Origin of the sequence: Ferribacterium limneticum (assembly GCF_020510625.1) — a bacterium.
Taxonomy (GTDB): Bacteria; Pseudomonadota; Gammaproteobacteria; order Burkholderiales; family Rhodocyclaceae; genus Azonexus; species Azonexus limneticus_A.
Genome location: NZ_CP075191.1, coordinates 3,219,926 through 3,237,190, shown reverse-complemented (window position 1 = coordinate 3,237,190; position 17,265 = coordinate 3,219,926). Strand labels below are relative to the sequence as shown.

21 protein-coding genes are annotated in these 17,265 nt (G+C 57.9%); 3 read left to right on the top strand and 18 right to left on the bottom strand.

Going from position 1 to position 17,265, the window contains the following annotated elements; genetic code table 11:
* The 12 genes from fliQ to fliF all read right to left on the bottom strand — a co-directional run bounded on the left by fliQ (window position 1) and on the right by fliF (window position 9,883).
* On the bottom strand, window positions 1-270 hold the full coding sequence (gene fliQ, locus KI617_RS15570) for a flagellar biosynthesis protein FliQ (RefSeq protein ID WP_226447781.1): 270 nt from the start codon (window positions 268-270) through the stop codon (window positions 1-3).
* Window positions 267-1,016 carry a flagellar type III secretion system pore protein FliP gene (gene fliP / locus KI617_RS15565; RefSeq protein ID WP_226451896.1) on the bottom strand — a complete coding sequence of 250 codons (750 nt, stop codon included), beginning with the start codon at window positions 1,014-1,016 and terminating at the stop codon, window positions 267-269. The genes fliQ and fliP overlap by 4 nt, the downstream gene beginning before the upstream one ends.
* Window positions 1,009-1,353, bottom strand: coding sequence for a flagellar biosynthetic protein FliO (gene fliO / locus KI617_RS15560; protein WP_226447779.1), 345 nt, complete (start codon window positions 1,351-1,353; stop codon window positions 1,009-1,011). Before fliO ends, fliP begins: the two co-directional genes overlap by 8 nt.
* Before the next feature lie 119 nt (window positions 1,354-1,472).
* Complete coding sequence (gene fliN / locus KI617_RS15555) at window positions 1,473-1,916, bottom strand: flagellar motor switch protein FliN (protein ID WP_404826733.1); 444 nt, start codon at window positions 1,914-1,916, stop codon at window positions 1,473-1,475.
* Window positions 1,909-2,925: a flagellar motor switch protein FliM gene (fliM, locus tag KI617_RS15550; protein WP_226447777.1), complete on the bottom strand. Its 1,017-nt coding sequence runs from the start codon at window positions 2,923-2,925 to the stop codon at window positions 1,909-1,911. Before fliM ends, fliN begins: the two co-directional genes overlap by 8 nt.
* Window positions 2,926-2,931: 6 nt before the next feature.
* The gene (locus tag KI617_RS15545; RefSeq protein WP_226447775.1) at window positions 2,932-3,495 is read right to left on the bottom strand and encodes a flagellar basal body-associated FliL family protein; all 564 of its coding nucleotides are present in this window, start codon (window positions 3,493-3,495) and stop codon (window positions 2,932-2,934) included.
* A 29-nt stretch (window positions 3,496-3,524) separates the two neighbouring features.
* Complete coding sequence (locus KI617_RS15540; RefSeq protein WP_226447773.1) at window positions 3,525-4,586, bottom strand: flagellar hook-length control protein FliK; 1,062 nt, start codon at window positions 4,584-4,586, stop codon at window positions 3,525-3,527.
* Window positions 4,587-4,607: 21 nt separating this feature from the next.
* Window positions 4,608-5,060 (bottom strand): flagellar export protein FliJ, encoded by a 453-nt coding sequence (gene fliJ, locus KI617_RS15535; RefSeq protein WP_226447772.1) that lies wholly within the window; start codon window positions 5,058-5,060, stop codon window positions 4,608-4,610.
* A 6-nt stretch (window positions 5,061-5,066) separates the two neighbouring features.
* On the bottom strand, window positions 5,067-6,485 hold the full coding sequence (gene fliI, locus KI617_RS15530; protein ID WP_226447770.1) for a flagellar protein export ATPase FliI: 1,419 nt from the start codon (window positions 6,483-6,485) through the stop codon (window positions 5,067-5,069).
* A complete protein-coding gene (locus KI617_RS15525; protein ID WP_226447768.1) occupies window positions 6,470-7,165 on the bottom strand; it encodes a flagellar assembly protein FliH in 696 nt (231 codons plus the stop codon). Before KI617_RS15525 ends, fliI begins: the two co-directional genes overlap by 16 nt.
* A 14-nt stretch (window positions 7,166-7,179) precedes the next feature.
* A complete protein-coding gene (gene fliG / locus KI617_RS15520; RefSeq protein ID WP_226447766.1) occupies window positions 7,180-8,184 on the bottom strand; it encodes a flagellar motor switch protein FliG in 1,005 nt (334 codons plus the stop codon).
* Complete coding sequence (gene fliF / locus KI617_RS15515) at window positions 8,174-9,883, bottom strand: flagellar basal-body MS-ring/collar protein FliF (protein WP_226447764.1); 1,710 nt, start codon at window positions 9,881-9,883, stop codon at window positions 8,174-8,176. The genes fliG and fliF overlap by 11 nt, the downstream gene beginning before the upstream one ends.
* A 182-nt stretch (window positions 9,884-10,065) precedes the next feature.
* Between fliF and KI617_RS15510 the strand changes: the two genes are divergently transcribed.
* The 3 genes from KI617_RS15510 to fliE are packed head-to-tail and all read left to right on the top strand — an operon-like array spanning window position 10,066 to window position 12,965.
* A complete protein-coding gene (locus KI617_RS15510; protein ID WP_226447762.1) occupies window positions 10,066-11,238 on the top strand; it encodes a sensor histidine kinase in 1,173 nt (390 codons plus the stop codon).
* Window positions 11,231-12,592: a sigma-54-dependent transcriptional regulator gene (locus KI617_RS15505; RefSeq protein WP_226447760.1), complete on the top strand. Its 1,362-nt coding sequence runs from the start codon at window positions 11,231-11,233 to the stop codon at window positions 12,590-12,592. The genes KI617_RS15510 and KI617_RS15505 overlap by 8 nt, the downstream gene beginning before the upstream one ends.
* 49 nt (window positions 12,593-12,641) lie before the next feature.
* Entirely contained in the window at window positions 12,642-12,965 is a 324-nt protein-coding gene (fliE, locus tag KI617_RS15500) for a flagellar hook-basal body complex protein FliE (protein ID WP_226447758.1), read from the top strand.
* On the opposite strand, the gene KI617_RS15495 is transcribed toward fliE, so the two are convergent.
* Genes KI617_RS15495 through fliD form a run of 6 tightly spaced genes read right to left on the bottom strand, consistent with a single transcriptional unit; the run spans window position 12,962 to window position 17,239 of the window.
* Window positions 12,962-13,891 (bottom strand): flagellar brake protein, encoded by a 930-nt coding sequence (locus KI617_RS15495; RefSeq protein ID WP_226447756.1) that lies wholly within the window; start codon window positions 13,889-13,891, stop codon window positions 12,962-12,964. The two genes, fliE and KI617_RS15495, sit on opposite strands and share 4 nt — an antisense overlap.
* Window positions 13,824-14,117 (bottom strand): EscU/YscU/HrcU family type III secretion system export apparatus switch protein, encoded by a 294-nt coding sequence (locus tag KI617_RS15490; RefSeq protein WP_226447754.1) that lies wholly within the window; start codon window positions 14,115-14,117, stop codon window positions 13,824-13,826. The genes KI617_RS15495 and KI617_RS15490 overlap by 68 nt, the downstream gene beginning before the upstream one ends.
* Complete coding sequence (gene fliK / locus KI617_RS15485) at window positions 14,098-15,186, bottom strand: flagellar hook-length control protein FliK (protein ID WP_226447753.1); 1,089 nt, start codon at window positions 15,184-15,186, stop codon at window positions 14,098-14,100. Before fliK ends, KI617_RS15490 begins: the two co-directional genes overlap by 20 nt.
* Window positions 15,183-15,422, bottom strand: coding sequence for a flagellar protein FliT (locus KI617_RS20565; protein WP_226451894.1), 240 nt, complete (start codon window positions 15,420-15,422; stop codon window positions 15,183-15,185). Before KI617_RS20565 ends, fliK begins: the two co-directional genes overlap by 4 nt.
* A gap of 51 nt (window positions 15,423-15,473) precedes the next feature.
* Window positions 15,474-15,890, bottom strand: coding sequence for a flagellar export chaperone FliS (gene fliS / locus KI617_RS15475; protein WP_226447751.1), 417 nt, complete (start codon window positions 15,888-15,890; stop codon window positions 15,474-15,476).
* Window positions 15,891-15,898: 8 nt separating this feature from the next.
* On the bottom strand, window positions 15,899-17,239 hold the full coding sequence (gene fliD, locus KI617_RS15470; protein WP_226447749.1) for a flagellar filament capping protein FliD: 1,341 nt from the start codon (window positions 17,237-17,239) through the stop codon (window positions 15,899-15,901).
* Window positions 17,240-17,265: the final 26 nt, after the last annotated feature.

Here is a 17,265-nt window from a genome sequence, read left to right as displayed (position 1 = left end):
CTAGCCGATCAGTTGCGGAATGCTGCCGAACAGGCGCTGGATGTAGTCGACCATGTACTGGATTATCCACGGCCCGGTGAGCAGCAGCACCACGAACATGGCCACCAGTTTGGGCACGAACTGCAATGTGGATTCGTTCAGTTGGGTGGCCGCCTGGAAAATACTGACGATCAGTCCGACGACGAGCGCTGTGATCAGCATGGGGGCAGAGACCAACAGCGTGACCTCGATGGCCTGCCGGCCGATTTCCATCACCGTTCCCGGCGTCATGGCGAAAAACTTTGCACCAGCGAGCCGATGACCAGATGCCAGCCATCGACCAGAACAAACAGCATCAGTTTGAATGGCAAGGCGACCATGACCGGTGACATCATCATCATGCCCATTGACATCAGCAGGCTGGCGACGACCATGTCGATGACCAGGAAGGGGATAAACAGGATGAAGCCAATCTGAAACGCCGTCTTCAATTCACTGATCACGAAGGCGGGGACCAGAATTCGCAGCGGCGTGTCTTCGGGCTTTTCGATCTTGTCGATTTTTGCGATGCCGGCAAACAGGGCCAGGTCGGACTCCCTTGTCTGTTTGAGCATGAATCCACGCATTGGAATGGCGGCTCGATCCGCCGCTTGCATGATGTTGATCCTGTTTTCCGATAGCGGAACGTAGGCGTCCGTATAGACCTTTTCCAGCACCGGGCTCATCACAAAAAAAGTGAGAAACAGCGAGAGTCCGACGACCACCTGATTTGGTGGGGCAGTCTGGGTTCCCATGGCGTGGCGCAGCAGGGAAAGGACAATCACGATTCGGGTAAAGCCTGTCATCATCAGCACGATGGCCGGGATGAAGGTTAGTGCCGTCATCAAGAGTAGCGTCTGGATTGTCAGCGAATACGTCGTGCCACCGCCCGCGGCGGGCGTGCTGGTCACTGCCGGCAAGCCACCAGCGGCCTGGGCGAAGGCGAGTCCTGTCGGCAACAGGAGCGCCAGTGTTATGAGCGCCAGACGTTTATTCATGGCTTTGACGGTTGGCAATGCCATGCAGCCACTGGGCAAAGGGTTTGTCGGCCGAGGCTGGTAGCGCCCCATCGGAAAGAGTGCCTTTCTCAAGCCGGTGCAGGGTGCGAATCTGGCCCGGTACGATGCCGATAACCAGCCACTCGTTGCCCACTTCGAGCAGAACAATCCTTTCGCGCGGCCCGAGCGCCACTCCGCCGACCACCTTCATGCCGCCTTGGCCAAATCCCTTGCCGCCGGAAACCTTGCGGGCGAGCCAGGCGGTGGCTGCCAGAAGGCCGACAATCAGGGCAAGAGCGAGGCCTGCCTGAAAATATGTGCCCGTGGAAACGCCCACGGGAGCGGCCTCTCCGGCATGTGCGGCAAAAGGAATGAGCGGGAGGAGGAAACGTGACAAAGCCAAGCCCGTGTGCGGAGATAGTAGTCCGCTATCTTAATCGAAACTCGGCAGGGCGTTTAGCGATTGAGCTTACGCATCCGTTCGGAGGGCGTGATGATGTCGGTCAGGCGGATACCGAATTTGTCGTTAACCACCACGACCTCGCCCTGAGCGATCAGCGTGCCATTGACCATGACATCCATCGGCTCACCGGCCATGGCATCCAGTTCAACGACCGAGCCGTGGGCAAGTTGAAGCAGGTTCTTGATAGTGATCTTGGTTCGACCGAGTTCGACGGTGATCTGGACGGGAATATCCAGAATCATGTCGAGCTCGTTCATCATGCCGGCATTGCCGGCGTTGCCGCCGAATGATGGAAAGATATCAGCCGGTTGCGCGGCCAGCGCGGCAGGTGCATCGCTGATAGCCTGTTCGGACATCGCGGCAGCCCAATCGTCCTCGCTGATCTGGCCGTCATCTTCCGTCGCCGTATTCTCGATGTTTTCCATTTCGTCAGCCATTTTTTTCTCCTGTTGCCGGTTCGGCCTGCGGTGTTTCGGGCGAGGAGGCAATGAATCGATCGACCTTCAGCGCATATTGGCCGCTTTGCTGCCCGTAGGTGCATTCCATCAGCGGGACGCTGTCGACCAAGGCCTCAATCTTATCCGGGATATGAAGGGGGATGACATCGCCCACCTTCAGCTTGAGTATCTGGCCGAGTGTTATCTTGCCCGAACCGAGTAGTGCGACGATCTCCACCTCTGCGCCTTGCAACTGCTTGCGCAAGGTGCCGATCCAGCGTTTGTCCGATGAAAGCTGGTCGCTCTGCATCGTGCTGTAAAGCAGGTCGCGGATCGGCTCGAGCATGGAGTAGGGGAAGCAGATATGCATGTCTGCCGTCGCACCACCAAATTCCAGTGTGAAGGTGGTCGAGACAACGATTTCCGAAGGGGTCGCAATATTGGCGAACTGCGAATTCATCTCCGACCGGATGTATTCGAAGTTGATGTCGTAAACCGGTTTCCAGGACTTGCTGTATTCGGTGAAGACGACATTGAGCAAGCCCTGGATGATGCGTTGCTCGGTAGCAGTGAAGTCTCGCCCTTCGACACGGGTGTGGAAGCGCCCATCGCCGCCGAACATGTTGTCCACCACCAGAAAGACCAGGTTCGGATCGAAGACGAACAAGGCCGTACCCCGCAAGGGCTTGGCAATGACCAGATTCAGGTTGGTCGGAACGACCAGGTTGCGAATGAACTCACTGTATTTCTGGACACGAATCGGGCCGACTGAAATTTCGGCGTTCCGATGCATGTAATTGAACAAGCCAATCCGCAGGTAGCGAGCGAAGCGTTCGTTGACCAGTTCCAGGGTCGGCATCCGGCCACGGACGATCCGTTCCTGGGTGCCGATGTTGTAGGCGCGAACGCCCCCTCCTTCACCCTCGCTTGCTTCGGGTTCGTCAGTTTCGCCGGTAACGCCCTTGAGTAGGGCGTCTACCTCGTCCTGAGAGAGAAAGTCGCCGGCCATGGCTCCTTACTGGATGATGAAGGAAGTAAAGAGGACGGACTTGACCGGGCCTTCCGGTGCGACAACTTCACCCTTCTTGTTTTTCTTGGGCGGCTCGATCACCGAGTTGATTTCGTCCCTCAGCGCTTCAGCCAACTGTTCCTTGCCTTCCTTCGGCAAAAGTTCGGATGCTTTTTTCGAGGAGAGCAACAGGGTCAGGTTGTTGCGAATCTTCGGCATCTGAGCCTTGAGAGTCGGTTCTTCCAACGCGTCTTCGAGTTCGAGGGAGAGTGCTACCTGGAGATACTGGTCGCCGGTTTCCGGAACCAGATTCACGGTAAACGGATCAAGATTGACGAAAACGGGCGCGGCGTGAGCATCCTTTTTCTTGTCTTTCTTTTTGGGCTTGGCGGTTTCTTCGGCGACCTCCTCGTCACCTTCTTCCGGTTCGCCCTTCTTGAGCAACATATAGGCCGCGCCACCACCACCAAGTACCACCAACAAGACCACAGCCAGGATGATGATCAACAGTTTTTTGCTTTTTTTGGGGGCTTCCGCACCCTCTTCCGCTGGTTTGGCATCCTTGGCCATGTGTCCTCCTGTCTAGAAACCCTTGTTTGTCACGCGAACAGGTCTACCAGCCCACGGCCCTTGTGCAGAACCTGAGTGATGCCTGCGTTTGGCGCATTGTCATTGGCCGGGAGTATAGCGTTTTCAAGCACCGATTGGTTCTTGTTTGGCGTCGGGAAGGGGTTGTTCGGATTTTGCTGAGCCAGGTTTGCACCAACATTGGTGTCACCCAAACTGATGCCTGCCGTAGCAAGCATTTCTTTCAATTGCGGCATCGAGGATTCGATCGCCTGGCGGACATCGGGGTGTGGCGAGGCAAATACGGCGGTGGCTTGATCGCCACTCAGGTTCAGGGTGATTTGTATCGGCCCGAGTTGTGGCGGGTTGATGTTGATCTGTGCCGTTTGTTGATCATTCCTGGCTAGCCAGACGACTTTTTCGCCAAACTGTTGTGGCCAGGTTTCTGTGTGCAAGGGGGCGCTGACCGTCACTTGTTGTCCGGAGGTGGAGCCCTTCTGCTGCAAGGCAGTGGTCAGGCTGGCGCTGAAGTTGATCGTTTCGCCGGCGCTTTCTGAAGATGCGGCAATATTTGCCGCATCGGTCGCGAGATTGTCAGCAGCTACTGCGCTTTCTGCCAAAGTGGTCGCAGCTTGGTTTGCGCTTGCCTCGGCGGGATTCTGGGTTTTTCCGCCAAGTTGTTGCAGGGTTGCCATTAGCGGGTTCTTGTCCGAGGAAGAGTTCAGCGCATCTCCCGTAACCTGAGCGGGAAGCACTGTCGCCGGTTGCTGTTGGGAATTGCCAATCATCGCGACGAGTGCCGCCGGGTCAAGAGGCAAGCTGCTTTCATCCCCCTTCAAGTCGCCGCTCTCCACGCCGCCATCTTGTTGGCTGCTCTGGGTCGTCGCGCTCTTGGTTGCCTCGGTACCCGCCAATGCCATCATTGCCGCCAGGGTTTGCCCGGAAAGCAGGGCAGCGAATTCGCCGGGCTGGCCTTCGGAGGCTTCTGGAGCCGCCGCCGATGTCTTTAGACTTGTGGCGGATGCTACGTTGGAAATAACACTCAGGCCCATGCTTGCCCCTCGAGAATGGAAATATCGAGGAGTTTTCAGCAATATACGTGCCCACTAAGGCGCCTAGCTGTCCGAATCTTCCCTGATTCCGTATTTTCGGGTCGAAAACTCATCCTGGAGTTTTTGGTCCTGCTTGTTTTCCCGATAGCGCTCACGGGCGTCGTGACGCTGCGACAGCGTATCAATGGCTTTCAATTGCTTGTTCTGGGCCTGCCAGTGTTCTTTTCCTGCCTTTGTGCTGCGTTCGGAGTTCTCGACAGCGGCTTTCTGCTGCTCAACTGCCTCATCGATGCGGGCCAGGAAATCCTGGTAGTTGCGCAGGATCATCCGGGTAACCCCCTGCTGAGTGGCTTCCCGCAGGCGTTGCGCATATTCCTCGCGGTACTGCTCGAGCATCTGAAGACGGCTGCGTTGGTTTTGTTCCGCTGCGATCAACTGGCCGAGTTGGCGTGTTGCCTCATCGGTTCGGGTTTGCATCAGTTCAAGCAGCGGCAGGAGCGAGAAGGGCTGGGTCATCGGTTATCAGAAAAGCGACTTCAGTGCATCCAGGCTACCGGGAAAATCGGCCTGCTCGATCAATTGCTGCTGCAGAAAGTGTTCCATCCTCGGATAGAGGCTGATTGCCTGGTCGAGAACGGGGTCGGAACCCGGGGCATAGGCGCCGACGGAAATCAGGTCGCGCGACCGTTGATAGCGGGCGAACAAGACCTTGAACTTGCGAATCTGGTCCAGATGGGGTGTGTCGATCAGGTTGACCATGGCCCGGCTGATCGATTGTTCAATGTCGATCGCCGGGTAATGGCCGGCATCAGCGAGGGTTCTGGATAGCACGATGTGGCCGTCAAGAATCGCTCGCGCCGAGTCGGCAATCGGATCCTGCTGGTCATCGCCCTCGGCCAGAACCGTATAGAACGCCGTGATTGAACCGCCCCCTTCCTGGCCATTGCCGGCCCGTTCGACCAGTTGGGGCAGGCGGGCGAATACGGAAGGCGGATAGCCGCGGGTGGCCGGTGGTTCACCAATGGCCAAGGCGATTTCGCGTTGCGCCATGGCGTAGCGCGTCAGGGAGTCCATGATCAGCAGGACGTGTCTTCCCTGGTCACGGAAATATTCGGCAATGGTGGTGGCGTAGGCCGCGCCTTGCAGTCGCATCAAGGGGCCGGTATCGGCCGGGGCGGCAACGACGACTGAACGCCGCATGCCCTCTTCGCCAAGGATCTGTTCGATGAACTCCTTGACCTCTCGGCCACGTTCGCCAATCAGCCCGACGACAATCACTTCCGCTTCCGTGTAGCGGGCCATCATGCCGAGCAGCACTGACTTGCCGACGCCCGAGCCGGCAAACAGCCCCATGCGCTGGCCTCGGCCAACGGTCAGCAGCGCATTGATGGCGCGAATGCCGACATCCAGCGGCTGATGGATGGCCGCGCGCGACATCGGGTTGACCGGCCGGCTTTGCAGCGGTCGTGTCTGGGCCGTGATCAATGGCCCCTTGTTGTCGAGGGGGCGGCCGACGCCGTCCAAGACGCGGCCCAGCAGTTCCTCGCCGACCGGCCCTTGCTTGGCCCGGTCGATGGCGCGGCGGCGGAATGGCGGTGGGCCACCGACCTTCGGCAGCGCATTGGGCGATTCGACGGCGACCACCTTGGAGCCCGGAGCAAGCCCATACACGTCGTCGGACGGCATCAGGTAAAGTTTTTCGCCGGCAAAGCCAACGACTTCGGCTTCAATCGGTGCGCCACTGGACGGGTAAATCTTGCAGGTGCTGCCGAGCGGAAGCTTCAGGCCGGCCGCTTCCATGACCAGACCGTTGATTCGAGTCAGACGTCCAACCGGCCAAAGCGGCTGGGAATTACTGGCCGCCGTGCCGCAATTTTGCAGAAAGCTGTTCCAGCGCGTCGGGTGGTCAGGCAACTCGCAGGGGGTCAGGGGTTCAGCCATTCCTGAGGCTCTGTTCCAATTGCTTCAAGAACCCGCTTCCAGCGGGTTTCGATGGTGGCATCGACTTCGCTGGCCCCCGCCTGCAGGAGGCATCCGCCCTGGGATACCGAGCTGTCTTCAATGAGTTGAGCACCGATCTGGGCAAGTTGCTCACCTGCTTCGGCGCGCACATGCTCGATATCCAGCGGGTTCAAGCGCACCACAACGTGGGCGTGGTGCATCGGCAAGGAACTCACGGCTTCACGAATCACCGGCAGCAGCAGCTCGGGCTTGATATTGATGGCGCTGCGGGTGACTTGAGCGGCGATTTCAATGGCCAGCGCGAGCAGTTGTTCGGCGACGGTTTGTTCCAGGTCGGCGACCGAATTTTTCAGATTGCCGATCAGGGAGAGAAAGTGCTGCGCCCGGGCTTCGGCGATTTCGCGGGCTTGTTGTTCGCCAGCCACCTGTCCTTCTTCAAAGCCGGCCTGATAGCCCGTGTTGCGAGCTTCTTCGTGCATCCGCTCGATGTCTTCGGCGGTTGGCAGTTTGAATTCTTCGCTCGCTGGTAGCTCCTGGGCGGGAGGGGCATGAACGTCGGGTGACGGCGTCCGTGTCTCGGCGACTGCCTGGGGCTTGGCATCGAAAGATCCGGCCTGCCAGCGCTGATAGTGGGTGAGTTCCTCTTTGGGAATGATCATGGTTCAGGGCGGAATCAGACCATCTGCTCGCCACCGGCGCCACCGAGGACGATTTGTCCTTCGTCGGCAAGGCGACGGACGACCTTGAGGATTTCCTTCTGTTCGGCCTCGACTTCGGAAAGGCGAACCGGGCCTTTGGATTCGAGATCTTCGCGCAGCATTTCGGCGGCACGTTGCGACATGTTCTTGAAGATTTTCTCGCGCAGTTCCGGCGAGGCGCCTTTGAGAGCCAGGATCAGCGAATCGGACTGAACTTCGCGCAGGATCAGCTGGATCGAACGATCGTCGATATCCATCAGGTTCTCGAATACGAACATTTCGTCGAGAATCTTCTGGGCGAGATCGGGGTCGTACTCGCGAATGGCGTCGACGACCGAGGTTTCATTGGCTGTGCCGATGAAGTTGAGAATTTCGGCAACCGTCCGCACCCCGCCCATCGCTGTTCGCTTGACGCTGGTGGAGCCGGCCAGAATGCGCGCCATCGCGTCGTTCAGCTCTTTCAGGGCGGTGGGCTGGATGCCTTCCAGCGTGGCGATCCGCAGCACGACGTCGTTGCGCAAGCGTTCGGTGAAGTGGTTGAGGATTTCGCTGGAGTGATCGTGCTCGAGGTGCACCAGAATGGTGGCGATGATCTGCGGGTGCTCGTTCTTGATCAGGTCGGCTACCGTTCCGGCATCCATCCACTTCAGGCCCTCGATGCCGGAGGTTTCCCCGCTTTGCAGGATGCGCGAAATAAGGTTCGATGCCTTGTCGTCGCCGAGCGCCTTGGTCAGCACCGAGCGGATGTAATCATCGGTATCGACGTGCATGGCCGAATGTTCCTCGGCGATCTTCTGAAATTCGTCCAGGATGGCCTCTACCTTGGCCCGTGGGACAGACTTGAGCGATGCCATGGCGTGACCAAGCTTCTGCACCTCGCGCGGCCCCAGTTGCTTGAGGACTTCTGCGGCGTGATCGGCACCCAGTGCGATGAGTAGCGTGGCACTCTTTTCGAGGCCTTCTTCCGGGCTAGTTGCCATTGACGCCCATCCAGTCCTTGATAATGTTGGCTACTGCCTTCGCATCCTTCGCGGCAAAATCCCTGGCCTTCTGGATCTTCACGGCATAGTGATCGATATGCACCTGGGTTGCGCCGTCTTCGCCAGCTTCTTCGTCGCTGCCGAGCGTGCCACCGAATATCCCGCCTGCACCGCCTCCTGCGCCATCGCCCGCACGTCTGTCGCCTTCATGCTGCGGCGGGAACATGGTTTTCAGGGACGGCTGGATAACCTTCAGGTAGAGGAAGGCAACGATGGCGGCGATCAGCAGGAACTTGAGAATATCCTTGGCGTAAGAAACGCTCTCCGGGTCTTTCCAGATCGGTAGCTCGTTTTCGCTCTTGTCGATGGCGGTAAATGGGGCGTTGGCCACCGACAGCGTATCGCCGCGTTCCTTGGTGTACCCCATTGCCTCGCGAACCAATTCGTTGATCTGCTTCATTTCAGCGTCAGGAACTGCCTTGGTCATCGGCTTGCCCGTCTTGTCGACATCCTTGCGATGATTGACGACGACTGCCGCGGAAAGACGCCGGATATTGCCCATCCCCTGCCGGGTGTGGCGGATGGTCTTGTCCAGTTCATAGTTGATCGTCGCGTTCTTGCTGGTGTTGATCGGTTGTCCGGCAGCATTGAGCGGGGCGGTTACCCCTGCGGCGTCGATCTTGCCCTGTGGCTCGCCGGCTTTGGCCGGCTGGCCTGGAGTCGTGCCGGTTGCCGGTTGCGTCAGCGGCGCAGTGGCCGGCACCGGGGGCTGGTTGGTCAGCGCACCAGGAACGCCGCCTGCGGCCTGATTGACGCTGGCGGTTTCATTGTTTTGCTGGCTGCGGATGCTGCTGCTTTCCGGCGTGTTGTTTGGGCGGTAGCTTTCGGCCGTTTGTTCGGTTTGTGAAAAATCGATGTCGGCTGCGACCTGTACCTTGAAATTGTCGCTGCCCAGCAGCGGGCTGAGAATTTCGTCGATACGCTTGATGATGCTGTTTTCGACATCGCGCACGTACTTGATTTGCGTCGGGTCCAGTCCTGCCTCGGTAAGCTTGCTCTTCAGTTGCGACAGCAGGGCGCCGCTCTGGTCGAGTACCGTCACATTCGAGGCTGGCAACTGGGGGACGCTGGACGATATCAGGTGCGTGATGCCGGCAATCTGTCCTCCATCGAGCGTACGGCCGGGGTAGAGGTTGAGCATGACCGAAGCGGTCGGTTTTTGCTCTTCGCGAACAAATACCGACGGTTTGGGAATGGCCAGGTGAACGCGAGCCGACTGCACCGATGCAATCGACTGGATGGTCCGCGCCAGTTCGCCTTCAAGGCCGCGCTGGTAATTGACCTGCTCAGCGAACTGGCTGACCCCGAATTTCTGGTTTTCCATCAACTCGAAGCCGACCATGCCACCTCGTGGAAGGCCTTGCGAAGCGAGTTTCAGGCGAACCTCATGGACGCGTTCCGAAGGCACGAGCAAGGCGCCGCTATCGCTGTAACGGTGAGGGACGTTTTGCTGCTCGAGAACGGCTGCGATGGAACCGCCATCCTTTTCCGTGAGATTCGAGAAGAGCACCTTCCAGTCAGGCTGGCGGCTCCACAGGATAGCGCCCACGACCAATGCAATGAGCGCAGCAATAGCCACCATCAAGACGATCTTCTGCTGGCTGCCGAGTCGGTTGAATGCCTCGCGCAGACGGTCCACCGGGTTTCCTTCCGGTGCGTTCCCTGCTGTCGTCTCAGTCGTTGCTGCCATTAATGCTCGGTCGAATTACGGTAAACAGAAGAAGAATCAATTGAGAAGCCAAATTTTCCTAGAAATATTCTACTATTACCCGCGCTGAATTCACCCTATCTTTTTCGATGTTAGCCGTACAGGCCAGACCCGTGACGCCAGATTCCGACACCAAGACCGCCGAGTTACAGCGGGCTTTTGCCATGTTCAACCAGGTTTCGGCTGAGTTGACGCAGGCATATGAGGCCTTGCAGACCCGGGTCACCTCGCTGACCGAGGAATTGGCGGTCGCCAACGGCGAGTTACGGCGGCAATATCAGGAGAAAGAGGCGCTTTCCGAACGCTTGTCGTCCTTGCTTGACGCCTTGCCGGCCGGGGTGGTCCTGCTTGATGCTGCAGCGGTGGTGGCTGCGGTGAATCCCGCTGCGATGGCGATATTTGGTGCTGAGATGATTGGTCAGCACTGGGGCGATGTTGCCCGTGCCCACCTGGAGCCGACGCTGACCGTTGGCGAGTGGCTGATCGGCGATGGCCGGGTGTCGATCGCTGAAAGTGCCTTGCCGTCGGCGGGCGGGAAAATCCTGCTAATCCACGATGTGACCGCAGCACATCGAATGAAAACCGAACTTGAGCGTAACCAGCGGCTAGCGGCAATGGGCGAGATGGCTGCTTCGCTGGCCCATCAGCTGCGTACCCCCCTCGCTGCCGCACTCCTCTATACCTCGAATCTCGGCCAGCCAGGTGTGGCGGATGAGGCGCGTGCACGGTTTTCAGAAAAGGCGACAGGCCAGTTGCGCCGCCTGGAGCGATTGATTCAGGATGTCCTGTTGTTCGCCCGCGGCGAGAGCATCGGGCGCGATGTCATCGAGGCGGGTGATCTGCTGGCGGAGGCGGCGCAAACCGTCGAGCCGCTGATGCGCGAGCATGGTTTGGAATTTGCTGTCGTAGACGATTGTGAAGGCGCAATCATTGTCGGTAGTCGCAAGGCCCTGTTCGGGGCGCTGGTCAATCTGCTGGAGAACGCCATGCAGGCCACCCCGGCAGGCGGCAAAATTTGCCTGACCGGCAAGCGGCGCGGTGATCTGATTGCCATTGGTGTGAGCGACAGCGGTCCTGGTATCTCTCGTGAAACGCAGGCCCGTATTTTTGAACCATTTTTTACGACCAAGGGGCAGGGTACCGGCCTTGGGTTGGCCATTGCGCTGGGTGTGGCTCGGGCGCATGGCGGCGCAATCGAACTTTTTTCCGAATCCGGCGCTGGTGCCGAGTTCGTTATGACCCTGCCGGTCGGGTCAGCAGAGGGCGGAACAGAAAACAATGGCTGAACATAATTTGCCAATTCTGGTGGTCGAAGATGACCCCAGTCTGCGTGAAGCAATTGCCGATACGCTGGAACTGGCCGGGCGCCCTTGCGTTGCCGTTGATGGCGGCGAAGCTGCGCTCAAGGTGCTGGCGGAGCAGGCTTTTTCCATCGTTGTCAGTGATGTTCGCATGATGCCGATGGATGGCATTACCTTGCTCAAGGAAATCCGCCTTCGTCTGCCGCATTTGCCGGTCGTGCTGATGACAGCCTACGCCGAGGTGGATAAGGCTGTCGATGCCATGCGCTCAGGTGCTTGCGACTTTTTGCTCAAGCCTTTTGAGCCGCAGGCATTGCTCGCCCATATCAACAAGTACGAATTGCCCGCGTCCGATGACGGTGCCGGTGTCGTGGCGATCGATCCGGCCAGCCGGGAGTTGTTCTCCATTGCCCAGCGTGTTGCCCAGACCGATGCCACGGTGTTGCTGACTGGCGAATCCGGGGTTGGCAAGGAAGTGGTCGCTCGCTTCATTCATCGTCAGTCGGCCCGCAAGAACGGCCCTTTCGTTGCCATCAACTGCGCGGCGATTCCCGACAGCCTGCTTGAGGCGACCTTGTTCGGTTATGAAAAGGGCGCCTTTACCGGCGCCCAGCAAGCACAGGCAGGCAAGTTCGAGCAGGCTCAGGATGGCACGTTGCTGCTCGATGAAGTGACCGAAATGCCGATGAGCCTGCAGGCCAAGCTGCTGCGTGTCTTGCAGGAACGTGAGGTGGAGCGGGTTGGAGGCAAGAAGCCGGTCGCCCTGAATATCCGGATCATCGCCACCTCCAACCGCGATATGGCTGAGGCCGTTGCCAAGGGCGTCTTTCGGGAGGATCTGTATTACCGCCTGAATGTTTTCCCGGTTGCCATTCCGTCCTTGAGACAACGAAGGGAAGACATCGTGCCGATTGCCCGGCATTTTGTCGTCGAACATGGTGGGCGCTTCGGGCGGACCGGCATGACGCTGACACCCGAGGCAGAAACCGCGCTGAGGGCGCATTCATGGCCTGGCAATGTGCGCGAGCTGGAAAATGTGATTCAGCGGGCTTTGATCATGGCGGCAGGGAGCAGCATCGGCCCGGAAACCCTGAATCTCGCTCCTCGCCCCTGTAGCGAAAACACAGCGTCTGTACCAGCAGTTTCGCCAGCGGCGGGGCTAACGGAAGCCAAAGAAAAAGTCGATAATATGAAAGACTTGGAGCGCGAGCATATCCTGCGTACCTTGGCCGAGGTGGGTGGTTCCCGCAAAAAGGCCATTGAGCGACTGGGGATTTCAGAGCGCACCTTGCGCTACAAGTTGCAGCAGTACCGGGATGAAGGGCATTTCCAGGACTGATTCTGGCCTGAGAATTGCTTGTTTAATCCCAGGGTTTAAGGAGCTGAAAATGGATACGCTAGGAATTGAGCAAATGTTGAGCACGCTGCGTACGACCGCGGCGCAGGCTACCGGCAAGGCGGCAGAGACGAGTGCGCCAGCAGCAGGTGGTGCCGACTTCGCCCAGATTCTGCAGGGGTCCATCGACAAGGTGAATCAAACCCAGCAGCAGGCAGACCTGATGGCGGAAAAACTTGCCGCCGGCGATACCAACCAGAACCTGCATGAGGTCATGATTGCCCTGCAGACTGCCAGCGTCTCCTTCCAGGAAATGGTTCAAGTGCGCAACAAGCTCGTCACGGCCTATCAGGACGTGATGAACATGCAGGTTTAATCCGCCAATCCCGAGTCGCGGGCCTTGCGCTCGCGTTCGATGCGGGCGATGTAGCGCTCGATCATGGCTAGCCGGGAACCCGGTAACTCAACGAATTCGCAACCAACCCGCAAATGGTGCAGTCCATTTTCTGCAGAAAACTCGACTGTTTTTCTGACGCGTAAATTGACCAGCAACACGCCCTCGTCGGGAATATCCAGCCGGCTATTCTTGAACAGGGTATCTCGCTGGCAGTCGTCAGCCAGGCTGGTCGGGGCATTCAGGCTGAGACCGCCGCCGCTGATGTCGGCAACGCTCCATTCAAACGTCTTCAGTGAGCCATCCGGCTGTGCCATGGCAATTTGACAAAGAACCGGGTGGGTCAATGACGGCTCAAGGCGGAAAAACTCCCGGCGCTGCAATCGCAGGATTGTCGGTGGTAAAGGCGCCGCCAATGCTTTCCTCCCGGAGACGAGTTGTTCCGTCATCGGCGGAAGCCGGAATTGAATCTTGACTCGGTCGAGATTGGCCGTCAGGGTGATTTGGCGAGCATTTTTTGTCGCGTTGTTGAGTTCATTCGCCTGTGCAAGATCGAGGAAAATGGCTTGTTTTTCATCATCGACCGCAATAACGGTCGTCAGAAAAAACTCTTTTCCGTCATCGATATGTGCCGTGAGCAGGCTGCCGCGCTTGACCAGAAGATTGAGGTAGAAAGAAATCTCTCTCGGGGTGGTCAGGAAATACTGGGCATATTCTTCCGGATGGTCGATCTCGAAATCCGGGTTGGGCTGGTCTTCTTGGACGGAAAGCATTCGGGGCAATCGATGTGCGAATTCCGTTATGGTAATCCATCGGCAGCCTACTGTTGCCGGAAGAAACTTAACGAGGCTGCTCCGTTGCAGAGCCGCCGTGTTCGATCCGATAAAGCCAGGCCAGCAGTTCGGCAATAGCGATATACAGCTGCGGCGGTATGTGTTCGTCGAGGTCTACCTGGGTGAGCAACGCAACGAGTTCGGGTGACTCATGCACATAAACGCCATGTTCCCTGGCGCGGGCGATGATCTGTTCGGCGATCAGGCCTTTGCCCTTGGCCACCACGCGTGGTGCGGCATCGGTTTGGCTATAGGCGAGGGCAATCGCCTCGCGGGTCGCGTCACTCGGCGGCTTCGCCATGCAGAACCTGTAGCTCGGTTAAGTTCAGACCGGCCGCTTCAAATTGCTGGCGCAACTGCATGGCCTCGTCACGCAGGCGAGTTTCGCTGCTTTCCAAGCCGGCAGTCACGGCGATACTGACCTCCCCGCCCGCTCTCAGATTAAGGGCGACGTTGATATCGCCCAGCAAGGGCAGGGAGAGTTTCAGGCGCGTTTGCCAGCGCTGAATTTCTTCGACGCTGGATGAGCGCGAGTCGTCCAGGTTCTCACCAATTTCCCAGCGCATTTGTTGCCCCGGCCAGACCTGGCCTTGCCAGGCAAAATTCTGGTTGGCCAGGCCGTCGAGCTGTTGCTGGACAATCGGCATCAAATCGCGGGGAACGAGACCGCCAGCCGCCGACTCCTTCATGGAAGGTAATATTGTCGATTGCTCTGGATTGCTGGAGCTCGCGATTTTTGAGACGTTTTGATCCGTGATCTGAGCGGCAGGATATTTTCCCTGTGGTTCCTGCTTGAGTGCTTCAGTAGGGAACTCCCCTGCCACCCAGCGCGCCTGATGTGCCTCATAGAACATACCACTCTCGCTTAGCGCTTGTTTTAGTAGTGGCACTAGGTCTGCAGCTGTTTTGGGCATGCTTTCGACCAAGGCCTGGCTGCTGTTGAGTGATGCCGGAGGGGCTCTTCCTCCATGCTCGTCAATGTTGCTCATTAAATCGCCAATGAGCTTGCCTGTGTTGCTTAAACTGGTCGATACAGACTCGCTAGCAGTCGTAGCGCTACCACCACGATTCGCTACAACTGCTAGCGTAACCTTGCCTTCATTTTCCACCACCTCAAGCTCAAGGCTATCGCCTGGTTTGGCAGAAAAAGGCAGTGCCAAAGTAACGTCACGCTGGGCCACAACGGCGCGGTAAGTGCCGTTCGGCATCAATGCCTGTATCTCGGCCAGAACCCGCTGGCCCGGTACGAGGTCGCTGAGGACATCGTTAATCTTCGAGGTTGCTGCTACAGGCTGTGTTTGCCCACTGGTTAAGGCATGCTGGTCAGGCAGGTTCAGCCGCAGGGCGCTGGCGACGTCGGCGGGAATCATTTTTCAGTGCCGGCTGATTCTGAAAAGGCTTCCAGTAGTGTTTTTGTGTTCTGGTGTAGTGGCTGAATTAAGGCTGTAATCGCCGAGTGGTTGTCCAGAATCGCCCGGATAAGGCGGTTTTCAGTACCTCTATCAGCTGAGGTTGATAGTGGGGCAAGGTGGGTGACGTACTCCCGTTGTCTGGTTTCCAGAGCCTGTAGCAATTCCCATTGGGAGCCGCGGGTTGCGGCTAGCATCTCTTCGCTGGTGTTCGCGATAGCTTGCAGGCAGGCTAGCCGATCCATTGATTAAACCGTAGCGGAGGGCTGGCGGACCTTGTCCGCGATTTCGATCCAGGCGCTTTGAATCTCACCGAGCAAGTTATCGACCTCTTCCAACGCCTGGCGATCATTGTTGGCATTGGCATGTATCAGGCGGAGCGTCATATAGCTATACAGCGCATTTAGCTTGGCTGCCAAGTCGCCACCGCTTTGAAGGTCCAGGCTTACCTGCAGGCCATTGCTGATGATGTCGATGGCCTTGGAAATTGAGGTGCCCCTCGAATCTACCTTGTTTTGTTCCATGGACAAGCGTGCCATAGAGATCGCAGCCCGGGCGCCATCAAAGAGCAGGGCGACGAGTTGGTGTGGGTTTGCCGTCTGAACCGAAGTTTCTACGCCAAGCCTGGCGTAGGTGGCTGCGGGGCTGCGAGGGAGTCCGAACATTGATGATCCTAATTGCTGGAAGATGCGCCGGGTAGGCTGGACAGTTGTTGGGTCAGGTAGCTGCTGGTCTTGTTCAGGTTGGCCAACATGGTATCCAAGGACGAGAACTGCTTGCGATAACGGGCTTCGATGGTGACCAGGCGCCGTTCGAGAGTAGCTTCCCGATCCTTATAGTCTTTCAGTATCCGGTTTGCACTGTCGGTGGCAATCTGGATGCTGCCTGAACTGCCGACGACATACTCAAGCCTGGCGCTGAAGGCCGTGCCGGCTTTTGCTACCAGATTCGCCACGCCGTTGGCATCAGCGGTCAGGGCTGTGCTCAGCTTGCTAGAGTCGAGCTTCAGAGAGCCATCCGATTGGACCGAAATACCAAGGTCGGAAAGGCGCTGATATTTGGTGGTTCCCCCTGCCGTGGTTCCGAACAAGAGATTGCGTAAAGCACTTTGAGTGTCACGCAGGGTGCTGTTGCCTTGCAGGGCGCCGGCTTTTTTGGTGCTTTCGTCATAGGCCCCCTGAGTTTTCATCAGGGTGTTGGCTGCGTTGTACTTATCGATGAAGCTATTTAGTGCTGTGGTAAGCCCCGTGGTGTTGTCCTGTGTGACTGTGATCGTTGTCGACCCAAGTTTGGTCAGAGTCAGTGTGACGCCATCCAGTACATCGCTAACCTTGTTGGTGCTGCTGGTGGCAGCAATGCCGTTGAGTTCAAACTCGGCATCCTGAGCGGCGACAGTTTGCGTCAGGGCAGAAGCGAGGGAGCCCCCTAGGGTTATCTCGTTGTCCAGCCCCTCACTTCCGGTCAGGATCAACTGAGCACCGTTGCTACCATTGACGATGGTAGCGGAAACTCCCATGTTTGCATCATTGATCGCGTTGCGCAGGCCGGTGAGGCTGGCGTTGGTGCTGTCCAAAGTAATGGTTTTATTGCGGGTCGTACCATCGGTGGCGAAGCTGAAGGAGAGGGTGTCACCGGCAGCGGGGCTCAGAGCGGGGGGGGCGGAAGAGACGAAACGCTGAGCCTGGGCCAGTTTGCTTACGTTCAGTGAGTAGCTTCCAGCGACAGCACCGGTGGAGGCGGTTGCAGAGGCAATGGTGGCATCGGTGACGGTGGCCGCGAAACTGGCGAACTTGCTCAATGCTGCCTGGCCGGTAGTTGGCATCAGATCCTTGGCGGCAGTCTGCAAGTCGGCCAGCTTGCTTTTCAGCGAGCCGAGCGCTGAGATTTTGGTGCTGACAGCCGTTTCTTTGGTCTGAAGGGCGGTCACCGGTTGCCGCTCTGCAGCTATCAGTTGCGTCACCAAACCTTCTAGATCAAGGCCGGAACCTACGCCGAGTGATGTAACGGTTGCCATGGCCAACCTCCTGAATTCAATTTCGG